Source organism: Arthrobacter sp. AOP36-A1-22 (assembly GCF_052377615.1).
Lineage (GTDB): Bacteria > Actinomycetota > Actinomycetes > Actinomycetales > Micrococcaceae > Arthrobacter_H.
In genome coordinates this window covers 51790-72918 of sequence record NZ_JBQSWX010000011.1, presented here as the reverse complement: position 1 = coordinate 72918, position 21129 = coordinate 51790, and the positions used below count along the sequence as shown (strand labels likewise).

21 protein-coding genes and 2 tRNA genes are annotated in these 21129 nt (G+C 66.0%); 13 read left to right on the top strand and 10 right to left on the bottom strand.

Going from position 1 to position 21129, the window contains the following annotated elements:
- Nucleotides 1-92 precede the first annotated feature (92 nt).
- Nucleotides 93-1049 carry an acyl-CoA thioesterase gene (locus tag ACT3S2_RS08670; protein ID WP_444561546.1) on the top strand — a complete coding sequence of 319 codons (957 nt, stop codon included), beginning with the start codon at nucleotides 93-95 and terminating at the stop codon, nucleotides 1047-1049.
- A 79-nt stretch (nucleotides 1050-1128) separates the two neighbouring features.
- On the opposite strand, the gene ettA is transcribed toward ACT3S2_RS08670, so the two are convergent.
- Complete coding sequence (gene ettA, locus ACT3S2_RS08665; RefSeq protein ID WP_444553703.1) at nucleotides 1129-2811, bottom strand: energy-dependent translational throttle protein EttA; 1683 nt, start codon at nucleotides 2809-2811, stop codon at nucleotides 1129-1131.
- Between the two features lie 133 nt (nucleotides 2812-2944).
- Complete coding sequence (locus ACT3S2_RS08660) at nucleotides 2945-3490, bottom strand: single-stranded DNA-binding protein (protein ID WP_444553704.1); 546 nt, start codon at nucleotides 3488-3490, stop codon at nucleotides 2945-2947.
- 215 nt (nucleotides 3491-3705) lie between these two features.
- Between ACT3S2_RS08660 and ACT3S2_RS08655 the strand changes: the two genes are divergently transcribed.
- A tRNA-Arg gene (locus ACT3S2_RS08655) sits at nucleotides 3706-3781 on the top strand.
- A gap of 219 nt (nucleotides 3782-4000) precedes the next feature.
- The gene (locus tag ACT3S2_RS08650) at nucleotides 4001-5245 is read left to right on the top strand and encodes an MFS transporter (RefSeq protein ID WP_444561545.1); all 1245 of its coding nucleotides are present in this window, start codon (nucleotides 4001-4003) and stop codon (nucleotides 5243-5245) included.
- Between the two features lie 10 nt (nucleotides 5246-5255).
- Here the strand turns inward: ACT3S2_RS08650 and ACT3S2_RS08645 are convergent, their stop codons facing one another.
- Together ACT3S2_RS08645 and ACT3S2_RS08640 are read right to left on the bottom strand one after the other, a co-directional pair.
- Complete coding sequence (locus tag ACT3S2_RS08645; RefSeq protein ID WP_444553706.1) at nucleotides 5256-5915, bottom strand: SDR family oxidoreductase; 660 nt, start codon at nucleotides 5913-5915, stop codon at nucleotides 5256-5258.
- Between the two features lie 28 nt (nucleotides 5916-5943).
- Nucleotides 5944-6783 (bottom strand): aldo/keto reductase, encoded by an 840-nt coding sequence (locus ACT3S2_RS08640; protein ID WP_444553707.1) that lies wholly within the window; start codon nucleotides 6781-6783, stop codon nucleotides 5944-5946.
- A gap of 97 nt (nucleotides 6784-6880) precedes the next feature.
- Between ACT3S2_RS08640 and ACT3S2_RS08635 the strand changes: the two genes are divergently transcribed.
- Nucleotides 6881-7576, top strand: a complete 696-nt coding sequence (locus ACT3S2_RS08635) for an HAD-IA family hydrolase (protein WP_444553708.1) — start codon at nucleotides 6881-6883, stop codon at nucleotides 7574-7576.
- A 134-nt stretch (nucleotides 7577-7710) separates the two neighbouring features.
- Nucleotides 7711-8337 (top strand): malonic semialdehyde reductase, encoded by a 627-nt coding sequence (locus tag ACT3S2_RS08630; RefSeq protein WP_444561544.1) that lies wholly within the window; start codon nucleotides 7711-7713, stop codon nucleotides 8335-8337.
- Nucleotides 8338-8385: 48 nt separating this feature from the next.
- Here the strand turns inward: ACT3S2_RS08630 and ACT3S2_RS08625 are convergent, their stop codons facing one another.
- Complete coding sequence (locus tag ACT3S2_RS08625) at nucleotides 8386-9492, bottom strand: GTP pyrophosphokinase (RefSeq protein WP_444561543.1); 1107 nt, start codon at nucleotides 9490-9492, stop codon at nucleotides 8386-8388.
- Between the two features lie 291 nt (nucleotides 9493-9783).
- Between ACT3S2_RS08625 and ACT3S2_RS08620 the strand changes: the two genes are divergently transcribed.
- Both ACT3S2_RS08620 and ACT3S2_RS08615 read left to right on the top strand, forming a co-directional pair.
- The gene (locus tag ACT3S2_RS08620) at nucleotides 9784-10416 is read left to right on the top strand and encodes a uracil-DNA glycosylase (protein ID WP_444553711.1); all 633 of its coding nucleotides are present in this window, start codon (nucleotides 9784-9786) and stop codon (nucleotides 10414-10416) included.
- A 146-nt stretch (nucleotides 10417-10562) separates the two neighbouring features.
- Nucleotides 10563-12050 carry a DUF2079 domain-containing protein gene (locus ACT3S2_RS08615; protein WP_444561542.1) on the top strand — a complete coding sequence of 496 codons (1488 nt, stop codon included), beginning with the start codon at nucleotides 10563-10565 and terminating at the stop codon, nucleotides 12048-12050.
- A gap of 45 nt (nucleotides 12051-12095) precedes the next feature.
- Here ACT3S2_RS08615 and ACT3S2_RS08610 read toward each other — a convergent pair whose 3' ends face one another.
- Entirely contained in the window at nucleotides 12096-12701 is a 606-nt protein-coding gene (locus tag ACT3S2_RS08610) for an HAD family hydrolase (RefSeq protein ID WP_444561541.1), read from the bottom strand.
- 99 nt (nucleotides 12702-12800) lie between these two features.
- Between ACT3S2_RS08610 and soxR the strand changes: the two genes are divergently transcribed.
- Together soxR and ACT3S2_RS08600 are read left to right on the top strand one after the other, a co-directional pair.
- Nucleotides 12801-13247 carry a redox-sensitive transcriptional activator SoxR gene (gene soxR / locus ACT3S2_RS08605; protein WP_444553714.1) on the top strand — a complete coding sequence of 149 codons (447 nt, stop codon included), beginning with the start codon at nucleotides 12801-12803 and terminating at the stop codon, nucleotides 13245-13247.
- A 104-nt stretch (nucleotides 13248-13351) separates the two neighbouring features.
- Nucleotides 13352-13879 carry a flavin reductase family protein gene (locus ACT3S2_RS08600; protein WP_444553715.1) on the top strand — a complete coding sequence of 176 codons (528 nt, stop codon included), beginning with the start codon at nucleotides 13352-13354 and terminating at the stop codon, nucleotides 13877-13879.
- A 19-nt stretch (nucleotides 13880-13898) separates the two neighbouring features.
- On the opposite strand, the gene ACT3S2_RS08595 is transcribed toward ACT3S2_RS08600, so the two are convergent.
- From ACT3S2_RS08595 to mptB (ACT3S2_RS08585), 3 genes are read right to left on the bottom strand one after another with little or no spacing between them, the layout of a single operon-like run.
- Complete coding sequence (locus tag ACT3S2_RS08595; protein WP_444553716.1) at nucleotides 13899-15215, bottom strand: glycosyltransferase family 87 protein; 1317 nt, start codon at nucleotides 15213-15215, stop codon at nucleotides 13899-13901.
- Nucleotides 15212-16819 carry a polyprenol phosphomannose-dependent alpha 1,6 mannosyltransferase MptB gene (gene mptB, locus ACT3S2_RS08590; RefSeq protein WP_444561540.1) on the bottom strand — a complete coding sequence of 536 codons (1608 nt, stop codon included), beginning with the start codon at nucleotides 16817-16819 and terminating at the stop codon, nucleotides 15212-15214. The genes ACT3S2_RS08595 and mptB (ACT3S2_RS08590) overlap by 4 nt, the downstream gene beginning before the upstream one ends.
- Nucleotides 16820-18355 (bottom strand): polyprenol phosphomannose-dependent alpha 1,6 mannosyltransferase MptB, encoded by a 1536-nt coding sequence (mptB, locus tag ACT3S2_RS08585; RefSeq protein ID WP_444561539.1) that lies wholly within the window; start codon nucleotides 18353-18355, stop codon nucleotides 16820-16822. It abuts the gene before it with no gap.
- A 243-nt stretch (nucleotides 18356-18598) separates the two neighbouring features.
- On the opposite strand from mptB (ACT3S2_RS08585), the gene ACT3S2_RS08580 reads away from it, so the two are divergent.
- The 4 genes from ACT3S2_RS08580 (at nucleotide 18599) to def (ending at nucleotide 20380) form a co-directional block, all read left to right on the top strand.
- Entirely contained in the window at nucleotides 18599-18796 is a 198-nt protein-coding gene (locus ACT3S2_RS08580) for a hypothetical protein (protein ID WP_444561538.1), read from the top strand.
- A 57-nt stretch (nucleotides 18797-18853) separates the two neighbouring features.
- Nucleotides 18854-19513 carry an oligoribonuclease gene (orn, locus tag ACT3S2_RS08575; RefSeq protein WP_444553720.1) on the top strand — a complete coding sequence of 220 codons (660 nt, stop codon included), beginning with the start codon at nucleotides 18854-18856 and terminating at the stop codon, nucleotides 19511-19513.
- 151 nt (nucleotides 19514-19664) lie between these two features.
- Nucleotides 19665-19740: transfer RNA gene (locus ACT3S2_RS08570), tRNA-His, on the top strand.
- Between the two features lie 67 nt (nucleotides 19741-19807).
- Nucleotides 19808-20380: a peptide deformylase gene (gene def / locus ACT3S2_RS08565; RefSeq protein ID WP_444553721.1), complete on the top strand. Its 573-nt coding sequence runs from the start codon at nucleotides 19808-19810 to the stop codon at nucleotides 20378-20380.
- A 91-nt stretch (nucleotides 20381-20471) separates the two neighbouring features.
- Here the strand turns inward: def and ACT3S2_RS08560 are convergent, their stop codons facing one another.
- Nucleotides 20472-21083, bottom strand: a complete 612-nt coding sequence (locus tag ACT3S2_RS08560) for a hypothetical protein (protein ID WP_444553722.1) — start codon at nucleotides 21081-21083, stop codon at nucleotides 20472-20474.
- Between the last annotated feature and the right edge of the window lie 46 nt (nucleotides 21084-21129).

Sequence of the window (21129 nt, the reverse complement as noted above, 5' to 3'; positions counted from 1 at the left end):
TCGGCACGCTATTTTTCGGTTTCTCCTGCTTGATTGGCGAGGTGGCCCGCGGATAGTCTCTAGCGCAGGACAATGCCTACCAAGGAGTAATAGTGCCCGAAAAAGAAGTGCCCGAATCCCTGGTCAGGGTGCTGGATCTCGAAGGAGACGGCCAGACCCGCACGGACGAGGACATCTTCGTCGGCCACACTCCCGAGCAGAGCCGGGACCGGGTTTTCGGCGGGCAGGTCCTGGGCCAGTCGGTCATCGCCGCCTCGCGCACCGTCGAGGGCGGACGGCCCATCCACTCCATGCACGGATACTTCCTGCGTCCCGGCAACGTGAAGATCCCCATCACCTTCGGGGTCGAACGCCTGCGTGACGGCCGGTCCTTTTCCGCCCGGCGCGTCCATGCCTACCAGAAGGGCAAGCCGATCCTGTCGATGATCGCTTCCTTCCAGGAGCCGGCGGAGGGCCTGGAGCACCAGCTGCAGATGCCCGAGGGCATTCCGGAGCCCGAATCACTGCCGACCACCGCCGAGGTGATCGGGAAGATCAACCATCCCATTGCCCGCGAATGGGCCTATAAGCGCCCCTTCGACATCCGCTACATCGACAAGCCCCTGTACTTCGAGGCCCCGACCGGTCAGGCCCGGACCGCCTCGAACGCCGTCTGGATGAAGTCCTACGAGGTCCTGCCCGACGACCAGTCCCTCCACCGGGCCGCGCTGGCCTTCGGGAGCGACTACACGTTGTTGGAGTCGGTGCTGCGCCGCCATGGCCTGCCATGGATCACCCCGGGGATGAGTGTCGCGAGCCTGGACCACGCCATGTGGTGGCACCGCGACGTCCGCGTCGACGACTGGCTGCTCTACGTCCAGGAGAGCCCCAGTTCCTCCGGGGCCCGCGGGCTGGGCCAGGGACGATTCTTCACCCGCGAAGGCGTCCTGGTGGCGACCGTCGCCCAGGAAGGCATGCTCCGTGTTCCCACCGATACCAAGTCCAAGATCATTGGCGGGGTGCAGTCGCGCCTGATGCGCGCGGCGGTCAAGCACGAACAGAAACGCTAGGACCGCCCGCACCACACAAATACGGCGCCCCCGCCGGATGTCATCATCCGGTGGGGGCGCCGCTCGTGGTTCCGGGAACCTAGCCGCGGGTCAGACGGCGGTGGGTCACCCGGTGGGGCTTGGCCGCATCCGGGCCCAGCCGCTCGATCTTGTTTTCCTCGTAGGCCTCGAAGTTGCCCTCAAACCAGTACCAGTTGGCCGGATCCTCCTCCGTGCCTTCGTAGGAGAGGATGTGGGTGGCGACCCGGTCGAGGAACCAGCGGTCGTGCGAGACGACGACGGCGCAACCGGGGAACTCGAGCAGCGCATTCTCCAGGCTGGAGAGCGTTTCGACGTCGAGGTCGTTGGTCGGCTCGTCAAGGAGCAACAGGTTGCCGCCCTGCTTCAGGGTCAACGCCAGGTTCAAGCGGTTGCGTTCACCACCGGAGAGCACACCTGCCTTCTTCTGCTGGTCCGGGCCCTTGAACCCGAACGCCGAGACGTAGGCCCGGGAGGGCATTTCGACGTTGCCGACCTGGATGTAGTCATTGCCCTCGGAGACGACTTCCCAGAGGTTCTTCTCCGGGTCGATGCCACCACGGTTCTGGTCGACGTAGGAGATCTTCACGGAGTCGCCGACCTTGAGCACTCCGTCGTCGATCTCTTCCATGCCCACGATCGTCTTGAACAAGGTCGACTTGCCGACACCGTTGGGCCCGATGACCCCGACGATGCCGTTTCGCGGCAGGGTGAAGGAGAGGTCCTCGATGAGGACGCGGTCCCCGTAGCCCTTCTTGATCTTGTCGGCTTCGATGACCAGCGAGCCCAGGCGCGGACCCGGCGGGATCTGGATTTCCTCGAAGTCGAGCTTGCGGGTGCGCTCGGCCTCGGCAGCCATCTCCTCGTAGCGGCCCAAACGGGCCTTGGACTTGGTCTGGCGGCCCTTGGCGTTGGAGCGGACCCATTCGAGTTCATCGCTCAGACGCTTGGACAGCTTCTGGTCCTTCTTGCCCTGGACGGCCAGACGGGCCTGCTTCTTCTCCAGGTACGTCGAGTAGTTGCCTTCGTAGGGGTGGAGCTGGCCACGGTCGACTTCGGCGATCCACTGGGCCACGTGATCCAGGAAGTACCGGTCGTGGGTCACGGCCAGCACGGCGCCCGGGTAGGCCTGCAGGTGCTGCTCGAGCCAGAGCACGGATTCGGCGTCGAGGTGGTTGGTCGGTTCGTCCAGGAGCAACAGGTCCGGCTTCTGCAACAGCAGCTTGCACAAGGCGACCCGACGGCGCTCACCGCCGGAGAGGATCGAAACCTCGGCATCACCCGGAGGGCAACGCAGGGCATCCATGGCCTGCTCGAGCTGGGAATCGATATCCCAGGCGTCGGCGGCGTCGATGGCCTCCTGCAGCTTGCCCATCTCCTCGAGCAGCGCATCGAAGTCGGCGTCCGGTGAGGCCATCTCCTCGGAGATCTCGTTGAAACGGGAGATCTTCCCGTAGATTTCCCCGACCCCTTCCTGGACGTTGCCCAGGACGGTCTTCTCTTCGTTCAGCGGTGGCTCCTGCAGCAGAATGCCCACCGAGTATCCGGGGCTGAGCCGTGCCTCGCCGTTCGACGGCGTGTCGAGGCCGGCCATGATCTTGAGGATCGTCGACTTACCCGCACCGTTCGGGCCGACGACACCGATCTTCGCGCCGGGGTAGAACGACATGCTGACATCGTCGAGGATCACCTTGTCACCAACGGCCTTGCGGGCCTTGGTCATGGTGTAAATGAATTCTGCCATGCCCTCTAGGCTAGTCGTTGCCGCGGACATTTCCCTATTTGGGCGGGGCCGGAGGACTCCTGCCGGCACTACTGCTGCAGTGGCCCCACCGGAACAGTCCATCACCGGTGGTGCAGGACCGGAGGCCGCGGCCTCAACCGGCCAACGGATCCGCCTCCGGTTCCTCCTGGTCCTGCCACGCATCACCGGACCCGGCAGCGGAGGGACCCGCATGGGCCGTTCCCGGCCCGGACGGCGCCTCGGCTTCGTCCCCCTGGACCGCGGGTGGCCCCGGCTCCGTCCGGTGCCCGTCGCCCCGGGGGGCGAATAGTTGGGGAAGCCTGGCGAATTCGGTGGTCCCGAATTTGAGGTCATGGCCGATGGCCTCGGCCTCGACATCTATTCCCGTCCCCGTGCTGCCGTCCTCACGGGTGTATTGGTCCACCTTGGCGTATCCGGCCACGAAAACCCGTTGCCCCTTGCGCAGGGAGGCGTGGGCATTGAGCCCCAGCTGGTGAAACACCTTGATTGTGTACCAGTTGGTGCTCTTGGTCTCCCATTCGCCGCTTTGCTGGTTCCTGCCCCGGATATCGGCCCCGAGTCGGAACTGGGTGACCTTGAAGTCATTGGCATGCGTGCGCACCACCGGGTCGGTCCCCACATTGCCGACCACGGTGATGAAGTTGTTCACGTCTTTCATGGTGTCCTCCAGTGCTGCGCTCGAACCGGGACGGATCGTCCCGGATCCCCAGACTGGCCGTTCGGCCGCAGAAGCGGCGGCGCCGTCGGCGAGGGTGTGCACTACCGGTCTGATTCGTCCGGAGACCGGGGGGGTGTGAGGGGGCCGTGGCCGGCCCGATGTGGCGCTGCCGGAACGGATCGCTAGAATGATTCCTGTTGCCCTGCGGGGCACGGGCCCCCGTAGCTCAGTGGATAGAGCAACAGCCTTCTAATCTGTCGGTCGCGCGTTCGAATCGCGCCGGGGGCACCACCCACACCCACGAGGCCGTTGCGCTCAGACGCGCCGGGCCCGCGCCGGCGAGGCGCGAACAACAAATAGTCCACCCGCAGCATAAAAGCCATTAGACTATAGGCAGCAGCAGTGATACTCCCCCGCCCGGCAGCAACACGCTGATCCGATCGGGAGGTCCTCGGTCCTCCGGGACCGCATCACCATCTTGACCCCGAAGGAACAGGAAGAAGCATCCAGGTGCCCACCACGCAGCCGACCATGGTTCGAGGAAACCTCCGTGCGTGGCGCAATGCCGTTTTCGTGGTCTTCACCCTTTCAGGCCTGGGCTTCGCCTCGTGGGTCTCCCGCATTCCGGCGGTTCGGGACGGCATGCACCTGAGCACCGCCACCATCGGACTGATGCTCTTCGGCCTGGCCTTCGGTTCCATCGCTGGACTCGCCACCGCCCCGAACTACATGGCCCGGATGGGGACCCGCAACGGGCTGAGATATTCGCTGCTGGCCATGGCCGTGGCCACCGTGTTACTGGGCCTGGCCACCGAGGTATGGGGTTCCTTCCCCGCCTCGGCCGGCATATTGGTGCTCTTCGGTTTCTTCTACAGCATCACCGACGTCGTCATGAACGTCGAAGGGGCGGAGGTTGAAAGGGCCAATGGGCGCACCCTGCTGCCGATGATGCACGCCTTCTTCAGTTTCGGAACCATCATCGGTGCCGGCCTCGGCGCGGTGGCAGCCATGAATTCGCTCCCGGTGGCCATCCACTTCACGGTGGTCGGGGTGGCCATCGCGGCCGCCGGCAGTTGGAGCGTTCGCTATCTTCCCGGGCCCGGGATCAAGGAGCCCGTCGTCCTACCGACCACGCCCCAGGTGGTCACCGGTGTCGGGAGGCACACCCACCTCGGGGCACGGCTGCGCGAAATCCTGAAGATGGCCGCCGAACCCCAGTTGTTCTTCCTGGGGCTCATGGTCGTGGGCATGGCCTTCGTGGAAGGCTCCGCCAACGACTGGTTGCCCATCGCTGCCGTGGATGGTCATGGTTTCGACAATGCCGGTGGGGCCCTGGTCTACGGGACGTTCGTGGCGGCGATGACCGTCGGGCGGGCGGGCGGCGGGCCGTTGATCGACAGATTGGGCCGACGCCACACCCTGACGATCATGGGGGCACTAGGGTTCATCGGCATCCTGATCTTCATCCTGACCGACAGCCAGTGGACGGCCTTTGCCGCCGCGGGCCTCTGGGGCCTGGGCGGTTCGCTGGGCTTCCCGATCGGTGTCTCGGCGGCGGCGGACCACCCCACGCAGTCGGCACGGAGGGTCAGCATCATCTCGATCTTCGGCTACATGGCCTTCCTGGTCGGCCCGCCGGTGCTCGGTGTGGTCGGCGAACACCTGGGGATCCTCAACGCGTTCTATCTCGTGGCGCTGATGCTGCTGCTTTCACTGGTGGTCGCACCCCGCGCCATGCGCGCCCCACCCCGTTAGCGCCACCGGGTCACCCGTCCACTGCGGCGAACCATTGGTCCACGGGCAGGTCCCCGTCGCAGAAGTTCAACGTGGCACCAATGGTGCGCGGTTGGGCCAAGGCTTCGGCAATGGCTGCGGCGACATTGGCCCGCGCGGTGGAGGTGTCCCCGGAGATCGGATGCTCCAGCGGGGCCACCTTCCCGGTTCCCGGTTCCAGCGTCAGCGCCCCCGGCCCCAGGATCGTCCAGTCCAACGCCGATTCACGCAGATGCTCGTCGGCGGCGATCTTGGCCACCTGATAGGGATAGAACGGGTCGTCGAGCGGTTTCAGGTAGCGGGTATCGGCTTTCGCGAAGGAGACCAGGACGAAGCGTTGCACTCCGGCCACCAGGGCGGCGTTCATGATGCGGATGGCCGCGTCCCGGTCGACCGCGTAGGTGCGCTCGGGATCACCGCCGCCGGCCCCTGCGGTGAACACCACGGCGTCGAATCCTGTCAGGGCCGGTTCCAGTTCGGGGCCGTAGGCCCGCTCGATGTCCAGCACCAACTCGGTGGCGCCGGTCGCCCGGACCTCTTCCGCATGGTCCGGATTGCGGATGACCGAGGTGACCTGATCACCTCGACGGGACAGTTCGCGGCCGAGCAATAAGCCGATCTTTCCGTGGCCGCCGATCACGATGACCTTCATGGGTGGCTCCTGGGGTTCGTGGTGGCGGTCAGTGGCCGAAGACCATCGGGTCGACCAGCTCGTCGCCGGTCCCGTCGAGGGCGTCGATGGCGGCCATCTGCTCGGCGTCGAGTTCGAATCCGAACACGTCGAGGTTGTTGGCCATCCGTCCCGGATCCTGGGACTTGGGGATCGGTGATGCCCCGTGCTGCAGGTTCCAGCGCAGCACCACCTGGGCGGGGGTCTTCTGGTGGGCGGTGGCGGCCTCGATGACCGGTGCTGCCTTCAACGCGTCGCCGCGGGCCAGCGGGGCCCAGGCCTGGGTGTGGATGCCGTGGCGCTGGTGGAAGGCAATCTCCTCTTCACGCCTCCACATCGGGGAATGCTGGATCTGGTTCACATCCGGCACCACCCCGGTGGCATCCATGAGTTCGGTCAGTTGCGCGGGGGTGAAGTTCGAGGTCCCGATCGCCCTGACCTTGCCCTTGGACAGGAGCTTCACCAGCCCCTCATAGGCTTCGACGTAGGTCCCCTGCCCCGGATTCGGCCAGTGGATGAGCAGCAGGTCGATGTAGTCCAGTCCCAACTGTTCGATCGAATGCCGCCAAGCCTGGCGGACCCCGTCGAAGGACTGCCATTCGGCATTGAACTTGGTGGTCACGAACAATTCGCTACGGGCGAGCGGACAGCGCGCGATACCTTGTCCGATCCCGGCTTCGTTGCCGTATTTCTCGGCGGTGTCGATCAGTCGATAGCCGGCCTCGACGGCGTTGAGCACCGCGGCTCCGGCCTCGGTGTCGTCCATCGTCCAGGTGCCCAATCCGATCATCGGGATCTCGGCACCGTTGGCGAGCTTCTGAAGGGGAATTGCTGCTGGGTTCTCTGACATTCACTCATGCTAGCCTGCCCCGTCGATTCCTGCCCGGGCCCGGGCCACCGATTTTCCGGCCACTCCGGGAGCCCGGTTCCGCCGATAGGCTGGGCTGATGGATACCAGCCACCGCCCAGCGGCCCGTCACCACTCCAACGGCGACCATCTCGACGTCGAGGCACTGCTGTTCGACCTCGATGGGACCCTCATCGATTCGACCCGGGCCACCGAGAAGTGTTGGCAGGAATGGTCCCATCGGATGGGGCTGGGAGAGCACGGCCCGCACCCGCATGGCGTCCCGGCCCGGGATGTCGTGGCCCAACGGATCGAACCGGGCCGCCGGGCCGAGGCGCTGGCCCTGATCGAAGCCCTGGAGGTGGAGCAGAAGGAGGGCATCGCGATCAAGGACGGTGTCGCCGAACTGCTGGCGGCGTTGCCGGCGACACGCTGGGCGATCGTCACCTCCTGCACCGCTGAGCTGGCCGCCGTGCGGTTGTCGGTGGCGGGGATCGAGGCCCCCGCGATCCTGGTCTCCGCCGACTCGGTCGCCCAGGGCAAACCCGACCCCGAAGGCTACCTGGCCGCAGCAACCGCCCTGGGCGTGGACCCGCAGCGGACCCTGGTCTTCGAGGACGCTCCCGCCGGGATCGAGGCCGGGCGCGCCGCCGGAGCGTGGACCCTGGGCATCACCGGAACCTACGATGCCGATTCCTTGGACGCCTCGAAGATCGTGGGGACCCTGGAGGGCCTGACCGTGGCCGTCGGTGGGGACGGTACGGGGCTGCGCATTGGTTTTCCGACCGTTGACTAGGCGCCGGTGATCAAGGCCACACCATGATGCGGAAATATGCACAGGCATGCAATGGTTGGGAATTGAAGACCAGCACAACGTCAGTGGCCGGCACCTCACCATGCCCCGACCACCGTCTCCCCCGGAAGGACCCCATGACCACCACGACCTCCGACGTCGAGCAGGAACTGGCCATCGACCCGGCCACCGCCGATGTACTCTTCCGTGAAGCACGCACGGCCAACACCTTCACCGATGAGCCGGTCAGCGAGGAGACGGCCCAGGCCATCTACGACCTCATGAAGATGGGGCCCACGATGATGAACAACCAGCCGATGCGCATCACCTGGGTCCGCTCCGAGGCCGCCCGCGAAACCCTGGTCAACCGCATGGCCGAGGGGAACCGGCCCAAGACGCTCTCCGCCCCGCTGGTCGCCGTCCTGAGCTTCGACACCGAATGGCATGAGCACTTCGCCACCTTCCTGCCCCATGCCCCGGACCGCAAGGAGGCCTTCGACGGTGCGGACAATGCCGCCGCACGCTCCCATGTGGGCAACTCCAACGCCCATCTGCAGGCGGGCTACTTCATCATGGCCGTGCGGGCCGTCGGTCTGCATGCCGGCCCCATGGGAGGCTTCGACGCCGCCGGGGTGGACGAGGACTTCCATGCCGGAACCACCCAGCAGACGTTCATGGTCGTGAACATCGGCAAGCCCGGCGAGAACGCCTGGCGTCCGCGCCTGCCACGCTTCGACTACCAGACGGCCACCACCACCATCTAGTAGCCGGCGCCTGCCCCGGGACCGGCGCACGAACCCGACGGGTCGGTGCTAGTCGGACCCGGGGTTTTTTTCTGCCTGGTAGGAGTCCATCTGGGCCAACCGGCGCCGCAGGCTCTCCTGGCGCTGCCGGTCCTTCCCGGCGGTCAACTCGATATGGCGGGCCCCGAAACGCCACAGCAGCACGTCATCGAGCAGCCGGTCGGGGCCCGGTGAGTACCGGTGGTCCAACGCCTTGCGTACTTCGGTGATTGCGGTGGCATCGAGCAACCCGGCCAGTTCGATCGTCGTCCCCAGCCCGTGGGCGGCGAGCAGTTCGGCGGCCCACCCCCAGTCGTCGTCCGCCTTGCGGTCCACATGCGGTAGCAGGGTCTGCCAGATCTCCCGGATCCGCCCCGGGTCCAGCTCCACGGCCCCTTCGCCGTCACGGTCCCAGTAGCCGGTGACCGCCAGATAGCGGTCATGCAGTTCCTCGAAGGTCGATTCAACGGCCTCGAGCATGGCGGCGGTCGCGGTGAATTGGCGGTCCAGATAGGGGCTCCAGGCCCGCGGGTCGACCTTCTTGAACCGGATGTCATGCTCGATCTCACTCCAGGCATGGGCCAGGATGGTGCGGATCTGGGTTTCAAAGATGTAGTTGCCGGTGACCCTGACGTTCTCGGCCAGTTCACTCTGGTAGTCACGGACGACGTCGTTCTGCCGGGTGCGCAGGATCAGGTGCCGGCTGGAATAGCCGTAGGTCCCCGATTCCACCGAGCCGATGTCCTTCTCCCGGTCGGCGCGGCAATCGAATTCGTGGCGCCGGCGTTTGATCAGGTTGGCCGCTTCGCGGACTTCGTGGGGCAGGGACACGATGACCCGCACCCCGACCAGGTCGTGGAGGTCCCGCAGCGGATGGGGGAATTCGAGTTGGCGATCGCCCCCGGGCTCGTCTGGCTCGATCGTCCGTGAGGCCTTATCGCGGAAGGAGTCCACCGTTTTGGTCCGGCCGGTCACGAAGAGCGGCTGCAGGTCAACGCCTTCGAAGATCTCCCGGATCCGTGCTGTGACGTCGGCGGTCACCCGCTCCAGATGGGGGCGGAGGCGCTCGTAGTCGAGGGTCACTGCGTCGACCCCGGGTTTCAACTGGTCATCCAGCCGGTCGAATACTGCTCCCATGAAGGGTTGCTCCCTCGCCTCGTTGTCTACCGCACCACACACTATCAAGCGGCGTGGACGCTGAGAATCCTCCGGTTCCAGGCCCTCCGTGCCATGGATCACCGAAGACCAGGAGGCCGCCTCGGCGTGTCCAAAAGCCAGAAGGAGTAGTGTGGGAAGCACGCAACGGCATTTTCCGACGCGTTTCCCGTTCACCTCGGCGCCCCAGGGGGCAAGTCCTCCAGTGCGCCGGTCATCACCGGCGGACCAGCTATCCGCAACCAGCAGCAACCCCAGGAGAAGCACCCCTTCATGACCGCATCTGCCCCGGAATTATCGACCGACACGCTGTTTAGCCGCCGTTACGAGGAGCAGATCGCCCCCGTCAACCGACTTCTGGACGAGACCGCCTTGCTGCGCCCCGGCTCCTCGGTCAGCTACGTCGACCCCCAGCACGACGTCGACCAGGTCAAGATCATCTCCCTGTTCTCCAACATCGGCATCGCCGATGACAGCGGCTTCATCACCCCGGGCGACTCCGACGCCGCCGAGCGCATGATTGCCCTGCAGTGGCAGCTGGGCCTGCGTCCGGAATACGTCATGCCCTGGAACGTTTCCCCGTGGCATACCCCCGGTGAAGCCAATGGCCGCTTCGAACCGGCCCAGATCACTTCGGGCCTGAAGCCGCTGCTGCGCATGCTCAAGCAGGTTCCACGTGCGTCGGTCCTGGTCGCCCACGGCACCGAGGCACACCGTCTGGCCGATCAGCTGGCCAAGACCCAGAACCCGCTGTTGTGGCGTCGCGGTTTCAAGACCTATAAGGTCAAGTCCCTCGACGGCCGGGCCTTCGCCGGCTCCGCCGAACGCCAGCAGGGCCACCTGGACCAGATGCAGACCGCCTACGCCGATGCGATGGCCCGCACCGGATTGGCTTCCATCCGCTAGTCCGGCTCCCTGCCGGCTGCGGCAGGAATCCTCAGGACGGTGTCCACCTCTTAGGTGGGCACCGTCTTTTATTGTGAGCCATGCCGCGCCGAATCCCCGCGGCGATGGTCCAGCGAGGGCCCTGATACCCCGCTAAACTCGTAGCCATGCCCGAAGCCCCACCCGCCGCCGAACCCGCGGTGACGCCCGTCAGCCGAGCCCATAAGCTACAGCTGGCTGCGGTCATGGTCGGTGCGACCATCCTGTACGTCGCCCATTCGCTGCTGCGCTACCGCAATTTCGAGGCCAAGGGCTACGACCTGGGCATCTTCGACCAGGCGGTCCACCAGTATTCGCTGTTCAAGGCGCCGATCGTGCCGATCAAGGGCGTGGACTTCAATCTGCTCGGGGACCACTTCCACCCGATCATCGCCCTCTTCGCCCCGCTGTATTGGATCTGGCCCGATCCGCGGATGCTCAACTTCGGGATGATCGCCCTGCTGGTGGTCACGGCCATCCCCGTCTACCTCTTCTCCCGCAAACATCTGGGTCACCGCGGAGGTTTGCTCACGGCGGCGGCACTGCTTTTGTGGTGGCCCTTCCAGTCGATGGTGAACTGGGATTTCCACGAGGTGGCCTTCGCGGTGCCCCTGATGGCGTGGATCGTCTGGGCTTTCGATGCCCGACGGTACTGGCTGGTCGTGGGCCTGTCCTCGGTGCTTCTGCTGGTCCGTGAGGACATGGGCGTGACGCTCATTGCCGTGGGCCTCGTCCTGGCCTTCCACCGCCAATGGGGCAAGGCGATCCTGATGGCCGTCGTCGGTGTGGCCGGCTATCTGGTGGTCACCGAAATACTGGTCCCGCACTTCGCTCCCCCCGATGCCATGTCCTATTGGCAATACACCGCATTGGGCCCCACGGCGGGGGCCGCGATCGTCTTCATCCTGTCCCACCCGTTGAAGTCCATCGCCTTGCTGTTCAACCACGAGCTGAAGGTCCTGCTCTGGTTGATGTCCTTCGTCCCGCTGGCACTGCTGCCCTTCCTCTCCCCCTACGTGATCCTGGTGGCCCCGAGCCTGCTCAGCCGGTTGTTCAACGACAGGCTGAACACCTGGGCCCCGGTCTACCAATACGATGCCATGCTCGCCCCGGTGCTGCTCATGGCCTCGGTGCATGTGCTGTCGAAGATCATCGCCCGCACCGGCAGGAGGAAACTAGCCGTCGGGGCCCCCGCCTATCTGCTGATCCTGGCGTTCGTCTGCACGCTGTTCATCCATGCGGTCTTCCCGCTGGGCCGGACGCTGACCGGGCAGAACTGGACGATGCCCGAAACCGCGAAGGCCCAGGCCCGGGCGGTGGCCCTGATTCCCGACGGGGTCTGTGTCGAGGCTGCGGATACCGCCGTTCCGCATCTGGTCCAGCGCACCTACGTGGGCCTGCACGGGGATATCGGCGACGACCTGTCCAGCTGGATGATCATCGACTTCAATACCGACGAACTCGGTGGCTGGGATCCGCTCTCACCGCAGGAGGCCCTGAAGCGGGGCAAGAAGCTGGGTTTCAAGGTCGTCACCGAGGACGATCACGGCATCTGGGTCCTGCATCGCGATATCCCGGTTAATCCCATCTGTAGCGACTACCTTCCCCAGCACTGAGGCCCTCCCCTGCCATGGCAGGGGTCCGAGAGGCCTGGACGGTGGTTAGAGTCCGAGTTCGGCAGCTAAATCGGTGCCTGCGGTGTAGTGAACGGTACCCAGTCCCAAAGCTGCTGCGGCGTCGATGTTCTCGCGTTTATCGTCGATGAATACGACGTCGGAGGCTTCGGCGCCCATCGTCGCTAGGGCGTGTTCGTAGATCCGCGGATCGGGTTTGGCCAGGCGCAGGGGTCCGGAAAAGATCAGGTGCTCGAAGTAGCCGGTCCACCAGCCTTCTGCCTCAAAGATCTGCGACATCCGCGCCGGCATATTCGAGAGCACCGCCATCGACGCCCCGCGAGATTCCAGTGACCGGAGGACCTCCCGGGTCCGCGGATCGGGTTGGGACCACAGGGCGGTATCGAGTCGGTCCAGGTTCTCCGCTTCGGCCGGCTCCACGGGCCGTTCCAGAACGGCGCTCCAGTACAACGGCGAATCCAGGGCGCCGGCGTCGAAGGAGTGGCGATGGGCCCAATAGGTGCTGCCCGGCGCCCGCAGTTCCCGCCCGGCGGTCTGTTCCAGACGGTCCCAGTCCCCGGCGGCCGGCGCGGCGGCGATGACCATCCCGTAGTCGAAGAGGTACCACCCGGCGTCGTGCTGTGTTTGTGTCATGACCCCAGCGTATCGCCCGGTCCCCGGCAGCCGATCCGGTGTATTCTTCCAAGCGGCCCCCGTCCCCGGGGCCACCATCCAGAGTAGCCGGAGGGAACCATGCCGTCGGAGGACGATTCGCGGATCAGCGTCGGACAGCTGTCCGCCCGCAGCGGGGTCGCGGTCTCGGCCCTGCACTTCTATGAGCGCAAGGGGCTGATCCAGAGCCGGCGCACCACCGGCAACCAGCGCCGGTATCCCCGATCGACGCTACGCCGGGTGGCCGTCATCCGGGCCGCCCAGCGCGCCGGCATCCCCTTGGCCTCGGTGTTGGAGGTCTTCGAGCAGTTGCCGCGGGACGGGGTGCCCGACCAATCCGATTGGCAGCATCTCTCCGAGGCCTGGCGCGGTGAGATCGATGCCCGCATCACCATGTTGGAGCATCTGAGGGACCGGCTGGACGGATGCATCGGCTGCGGTTGCCTCTCGTTGTCGACCTGCGGTTTCGTCAATGCCGATGACCATCTGGGCACCGACACCACCGGGGCGCCCCGGCTGGACCAGTGAACCGGCGGTCCATCACGACCCCCGGTTTGACCTGAACCTAGGTTTAGGTTTTAGGCTCGGGGTGTTCCCGAGGACGTCGTGAACCCGCCGACGAAAGACCATCGATGACCGCCCCCGCCCAGTCCGTGCCCGCAGCGCACACCAATTCGCTCCTCTTCCGGGAGGCTTTCCGCGGCCATCCGGCCGGGCTGGCCGTCATCACCGCCACCGGCCCGACGGGGCCGATCGGCCTGACTGCTTCCTCGGTCTCCTCGGTGTCCGCCGATCCCCCGGCCCTGGTGTTCTCGCTTTCGGGCCGGACGACGGCCCCGCTGCTGGCCGCCGCCGATACGGTCCTGGTCCACCTCATGGATGCCGGACAGGCCGATACCGTCCGGCTCTTCGCCACCCCGGGCAGCCCGCGTTTCACCGAGGACCTGGAGTGGAGGTTCCTTCCCACCGGGGAACCCCTGCTGCACCACAGCGCCTGGGCTTTGCGTTGCTCCATCACCGACCGGGTCGAGGTCGGCTCATCCCGGGTGGTGATCGCCTCCGTCCTGGACATCCAGGGGGAAGCCTCAGGCCACGGGCCGTTGGTCTACCACGACCGCACCTACCACCGGCTCTCCGAAGGCTCCAGCCTGGCCGGCTAGGGCCTCGGACCCGGCCCGCTCAGCGCCGCACGGGCAGCGTGAACCGGTCCGGCGTATCTTCCACCGGACCGCCGAGCGGGTCGTCGTCCCCGTCGGCGCGGACCAGATCCCGTGTGGGGTGCCTGATGTCCCCGATGATCTTCACACACAGGTAGATGACCATCGCCATATGCGCGGCGATGCCGGTGCCATAGGCGATTTCGATCCACGCGGTCCCCTCACCGAAGCTTCCCCCGCTGACAATTTTCGCGCTCATCAGCCAGACGGCCGCCCAGTGGTAGGCCTCCAACACCTGCCAGAGCAGGAATTCGCGCCAGCGCGGGCGGGCCAGGACGTAGAGCGGGATCAGCCACATGACGAACTGCGGGGAATAGACCTTGTTGAGCAGGATGAACGCCGCGATGATCAGGAAGGCCAACTGGGCCACCCGGGGCCGGCGCTGGGCGGTGAAACCCAGGTAGGCGATCCCCAGGCAGGCGAGCGCGAACAGGCCGTTGGACAGCAACGAGAACCCTTCCCCGTCCAGCCCGGTCCAGGTGAACGCCAGCCACATCGAGGAGAAGCTGATCTCCCGTTCGGAGGAGAAGGTATAGAAACGCGACCATTCATCGAAGGCGGTGAGCATGAACGGGACGTTGACCACCAGCCAGGCAAGCACCGCGGTGGATAGTGATTTCCAGAAGGCCGACATCCTTCCGCTGCGCCAACACACGACCAGGATCGCCCCGAAGAGGAAGAACGGGTAGAGCTTCGCCGCGGCGCCCAGCCCCAATAGGATCCCCGCCAGGTAGATCCGTTGTCGCGAGAACGCGAACAGCCCCAGGGTCGCGAACAACACGGCCCACAGGTCCCAGTTCAATTGGCTGGTCAGGATGATGCCCGGGGCCAGGGCGACCATGAGGGCGTCCCGACTGCGCTTGCGGGCACTGTAGGCGACCGCCACGACGATGATCCCCCAGCACAGGAAGGAGCCCAGGGAATTCAGGTCGAAGTAGGCCAGCTGCCGCTCCAGGCTGAAGCCGGTTCCGGGGATCATGAACGCGGTGACCCCGGCGATGACGGCCAGCAGGGCCGGGTACTCCAGCGCCTGTTCCTGGGGCAGCCCGGTGTAGAAGGGGAAGAGCTTATCGGCCAGCCCGCGGGTGCCGAAGAGTTCGGCAAAGTCCGAATAGCACATGTGGATATGCTGATCGGCCCCTGACCAGCCGTTCACCCGGCACCACTGTTTGCTCAGGACGGCCAGCACGGCGCCGATCACGGTGGCAACCAGCAACCAACCGATCACGGGCCTGGTGGCTTCGCGGGAGTTGCGCAGGGTCTTCAGTGGTGAAGTCACGACGCGGTGGCCTCGTTTCTGTTCTCGGTGGGATCGGGGCCGGTGCCCCGGGTGAAGATGAAGGAGGTCCTGGGGTCGGAGAAGACCAGGTACCCCAGATACAGCAGCCCGATCACGGCCGCCAGCACCCGGACCCAGAGCAGGCTGATCCATTGGGCGACGCTGAGCTGGTCGACGACCCCGACCAGGACCAGGACCATGCTGGCCAGGTACCAGAAGCGGGCCCAGCGGCCCTCATAGACGCGGGTGACCGCGAAGAAGGGGATCAGCCACAGCAGGTACCAGGGTTGGATGATCGGTGCCAGCAGCACCGTGGCCAACAGGGCCAGGGCGCTATAGAGCACCGGCGAGCTGGCCGGACGACGGAAGGCGAGCCAGATGGCCAGCGCGAGGGCCAGGACCTTGAACCCCGTGTAGACGCCATTGGCCGTGGCGGACAGGTTCCCCCCGGCTTGTTCGACCAGCCAGCCGATGCCCAACCCCAGCAGCCCCACCGGGGCGTAGGGGAAGGCGGCCGACCCCGCGGAGGCCATCGCCTTGATCCACCCGAACCAGAGGCCGGAGACCCAGCCCAGGAACGTCAGCGTCGCCCCGGAGACCAGGGCGGTATAGGCCCAGGCGCGCAGCCGCAGGGCGAGGCGTGCCGTGGCGGGCAGCATGGCCAGCCCGATGAAAGGCAGTGCGAGCACGACGACCGGTTTGATGGCGATGGCGGCACTGACGGCCAGCACCCCGGCGAACCTGCGGCCCTGGTAGACCCAGAGGAAACCCAGGAGCACCCCACCCATCATCAGGGCGTCGTTGTGGACGCCCCCGATCATCGTCAGCAGGAACAAGGGGTTCGCCAACGAGATCCATACCGCCCAGGTCGGATCCGAGCCCAACCGGTCGGCCAGCCGGGGCACCGCATACAGGCAGAGGAGCACCCCCGCCACGGCCAGCACGCGGAAGAGCAGCACCGCCAGCTCCGGGATGCCGCCGGTGACGAAATAGACGCCCTGGGCCGCCAGCAGGAACAGCGGTCCGTACGGGGACGCGGATTCCGCCCAGAGGCTGTCCGACCCCTGGGCGAACCAGCCCGGGAGTTGGGAGATCCAGTTCTCGTAGGGGCTCAGGCCGGCGTGCATGAGCCGGCCCTGTCCCAGATACGAATAGACGTCCCGGCTGAAGATCGGGAAGGAGAACAGCAGCGGCCCGCTCCAGAGCAGGACGGTGTTGCGCACCGTCACCACGGAGGCCCGGTTGTTCGGCCCCCCGCGCTGCCCGAAGCGCAACCAGGCACGGCACATGATCATCGAACCCAGCGCGAGCAGGATGGTGCAGACGATGACCCCTGCCGTTTCCACGCGCAACGGGTTCAGCAAAGTGGTGCGGGCGAACAGGGAGTCCTGGGACTGGGCCAACCAGCCCACCCCCCAGGAGCCGACCATGATCATCAGCGAGGCCAGGAACCCCTGGGCCATGGCCACCCCGCGTTTGGCCTCGTCGCCGCCGGCCAGCCGGTGCAGCAACGGCAGATGCTCGATGTAGTGGCGCAGCCCCCGGACCGCGTCGGTGAGCACTGCGGTGCGGGCCCGCGTCCGCCCGGGGTTTCCTGCAGCCATTCAGTTGGCTGCCTTGGGCCGCCGCAGCACGGTCCATGCGGCACGAAGGGAATCGCGGAAGTCCAGGAAGATGCGTTTGGTCCGGGGGTCCAGGAACGCCAGGTAGGCCATGGCGGCCCAGGAGATGCCGGTGGATAGATGCTTCACCCAGGGGTCCAGCCCGTCGAGGAACTGCCAGATGAAGATCTGGTCGGCGGCCCCGAAGGCGACGAAGAAGGCCACGGTGAAGTACACCCAGATCAGTTGCCAGTCGTCCCGGATGCCGGTGGCCGCGAAGAAGGGCAGCAGCCAGAGCAGGTACCAGGGCTGGATGATCGGTGACAGGACCACCAGCGCGGCGAAGGCCAGGGCAAGGCGTTGGACCAGATGGGAGTGGCTGCCACGGAACATCAAAAACACCACCACCGCCACCGAGACCAGCCGGGCGATGAGTTTCACCACGGGCAGCACCCAGGCGTATTCCAGGCCCAAGGTGTCCAGGATCCCGCTGAAGAAGTTCGTGAACATCCCCACGGGGGCGAAGAAGACCGTTCCGGTCCCGGTGCCCAGCATGACCTTCAGCCAGCCGAAACCGTAGCCGTTGACCCAGCCGATCAGGGCCATGATGCCCAGGCACAGCCCCAACGTATAGGCCCAATAGAGGAAACGGCGTTTCCAGGAGGAGCCGGGCCCGGCCCAGAGCAAGCCGATGAACGGCAGGATGACCATGGTGATCGGTTTGATGCCGATGGAGGCGGTGACCAGCACGACCCCGAGCACACCGCGGCGGGTGGCTGCATAGTAGGTCCCGGCCACGGCCAACCCGACCATCAGGGCGTCGTTGTGGGCGCTGGCGATGAAGCTGATCAAGAACAGCGGGTTGGACACGGTGATCCACAGGGCCTTGGCCCCGGGCACCTGGTGCAGCCCGGCCAGCTTGGGCACGTAGACCATGCAGAGGAGCACCCCGGCGAAGGCCACGAGACGGTAGAGCAGCACCGAGGCGTCCGGGGAGGACCCGGTGACCATGTTCACGAGGCGTTCGATCGTCAGGAACAGCGGGCCATACGGGGTTTCGGATTCCGCCCAGGTGACATCGGCGCCGAGCTGGAACCAGTTCGACAGCGTGGAGATGCCATCCACGTAGGGGTCCTGCCCGGCGGTGACCAGCCGGCCCTGTCCGATGTAGGCGAAGACGTCACGGCTGAAGATCGGCAGGCAGAGCAGCAGCGGCGCGCCCCAGGCCCAGCAGGCCTGCCGCACGGTGCGCAAGGAGCCTTCGGCCCAGCCGGCGAGTTCCTGCCCCAGTCGCAGCCAGGCACGGAACATGATCCAACAGCCCACCGTCAGCACGACCGTTGAGGTGATCACCCCCCATTGCTCGGTGCGCACGGCGATGAGCAGATGTTCGCGGTTCAGCGGCGAGACGCTGGCGAGCCACCCGATGCCGTAGGAGCCCAGCAGGACCAGCATCGCCCCGATGAATCCCTGGACCAGGATCGCCCGGGGTCCGTGGTCCACCCGAGCGGACCCCGCACCCGCCTCGACCCTGCTCATCGCCATCGGCTCGTTTCCGTTGTCTGCCCGTCGGGGCTCCACGTCCGGCCCGTGGCCACGGACGCTGAGACGACCGGGCTCCGGGGCCGGCGGCCCGCTCAAATACCCACCCGATGTTAGCATCGCGCCCGCCCCAACTGGCGGCACGACGCCGGGTCCCGGGGTTGCCGGCCGGCTGGACCTACAGTGGGATCTGCCGCCGGGAGGCCCCGGCGTCGCACGTGGCTGACGAAAGGGACTTCAGTGGCTCGGCACGCATCAACCGCAGGCAGTACCCGCACCCGGCAGACGCCCCTGCTCGGATGGGGCTTGTTCATCGCCGTGCTGGTGGTGGTCGTCTCCCCCATGCTCGGGCTGCACGCCCTGGGGGCCGCCGCCCTGGGCGTGACCGCAGCGGTCGTCTTCGTGGTGTTGTATTTCCTCAGTGGCGTGACGACGTAGCACTTCCCCACCCCGGCTGCTGATCGATCGGACCGCAGAATCCGGTAGATTGGGATCGTGCCTATTTCAGCTGAAAACATTGTGTGGATCGATTGCGAGATGACCGGGCTGAGCCTGGAAGCCGACGCGTTGATCGAAGTTGCCGTCCTGGTCACCGACCCGGAATTGAACATCCTCGGCGAGGGTGTCGATGTCGTCATCAAACCCGAAGCCCAGTCGCTGGAACAGATGAATGACTTCGTACGCCAGATGCATGTCTCCTCGGGGCTGCTCGAGGAACTGGACGGCGGCGTCGATCTGGATACCGCGACCGAGCAGGTCCTCGCCTACATACGCCAGTGGGTCCCCGAACCAGGCAAGGCCCCGTTGGCCGGAAACACCATCGGCACCGACCGGAACTTCCTGGCCCGCGACATGCCGGGGGTCATCGACCACCTGCACTACCGGGTCATCGATGTCTCCACGCTCAAGGAGCTGGCCCGGCGCTGGTACGCCCGGGCCTACTTCCAGTCCCCGCCGAAGACCGGAAACCACCGCGCCCTGGGCGACATCCGTGATTCGATCAACGAACTGCGCTACTACCGCAAGGCCATCATGGTCCCGGCCCCCGGCCCGGACAGCAAGACGGCCAAGGAGGTCGCCCGCTCGTTGGCCGCCGAGGACACCGCCGCGCAGGGTTCCGGGACCGGAGCCACCGCCGGGTCCAGCGCCGACTGACCACCCGCCGCCAGGTGATCCCTGCCACAGTTCGACGCGGAGATGTCGTGGTGTCGCAAGGCCTGCCGAAAGTGTGTAAACTAGTACTCGTTGCCCGGACCTCCACGGTAGGAATACCAAAGGTGCGGGCACCGCGTTGAGAGACGCGATGGTGGGTATAGCTCAGTTGGCAGAGCGTCTGGTTGTGGTCCAGAAGGTCGCGGGTTCAAGCCCCGTTACTCACCCCAGCAGCCGCCCCGGATCCGTCCGGGGCGGCTTTTTCTTCGCTATCAGCATCACCAGCAGGAGGCCCAGATGCCCGTCCGTCCCGTCGTCGTCTACGGCGAACCAGTGTTGCACGCCCGAGCCGCCGAAGTCACCGAATTCGATGATGAGCTACGGGCGTTGATCGCCGACATGTCCGAGACGATGCACGCCGCCAACGGGGTGGGTCTGGCAGCACCCCAGGTCGGGGTGGGTCTGCGGCTGTTCACCTACACGATGGAGAACGACGACGGGGTCCCCGCAGAGGGGGTGCTGGTCAATCCGCGGATCGTGCTCGGCAAGGTCTCCGGCGCGCAACCGGACCCCGAGGAGGAAGCCGAGGGCTGCCTGTCGGCCCCCGGCTTGTCCTTCCCGCTCAAACGCGCGAACTACGCCCGGGTGATGGGCTACGACGGCGACGGGAACCCGCTCGATTTCGAGGCGACCGGATGGTTTGCCCGGATGTTGCAGCACGAATACGACCATCTGGACGGCTACCTCTACGTCGATAGGCTCAACACCAAGTGGGCGAAGCGGTGGAAGAAGGCCAAGAAGTCCCTGGGCTGGGGCGTTGCGGGGAACACATGGTTGCCCGGGGTCGATCCGGACCCCTTCGGCCACTAGCACTCAGCGGATCCACGATACAAACATGAAAGAGCCGGTGCCCACCCCGACGGATCGGGGTGGGCACCGGCTCTTCCGGGCAGGAGTCCTGCTACTTCGCCGAGGCGACCTGGAAGACGTCGCCCTTGGCGTAGCACGGCTTGGCCTGCGAGGCCTGATCCGAGCTCAGGGTGATCTTCTTGCCGGTGAATTCGGCCTGCTGGCCGACGCGGATGGAGGTTCCTCCCACCGTCACGGTCGGCTTGCCCTTGCTGTTCAGCGTGGTGTCCTCGGGGAACACGAGCAGCGTCGGGGGCCCCTGCTTATTGACGGCGTGGAAGCAGCCGTGATCGGCGATGATCAGCTTGGTGTTCAGCGAATCATTGCCGGAAGCGGACTTGCCGGTGGAGACCACGGCAATCTTGTGCTCCTTGTTCTTCACGGTATCCAGGGCCAGCTTGTCCTTGGCCGGGGCGGCCTTCTTGGACTTCTTGGTCTGGGTGGTCTTCGACTGGCTCGCGGTTTCGGTGGCCGAGGAGGCAGCGCTGCTGCTCGCCGGCGCCGAGCTGGAGGCTGCCGCCGAGGATTCCTGGGTGGCGGGCGCCGACGACGAGTCGTCGGAGCTGCCCGTGGAGGAACATCCGGTGGCTGCCAGCAACAGGGCGAACCCGGCGGCGGTGACCCCCAGTGCGCGGCGTGCTCGGCTATCGATCCTACGATCCATGCTGTGGTCCTGCTTCCTGCCCTGGCTTGGGCTGGTTGTCCGGCGC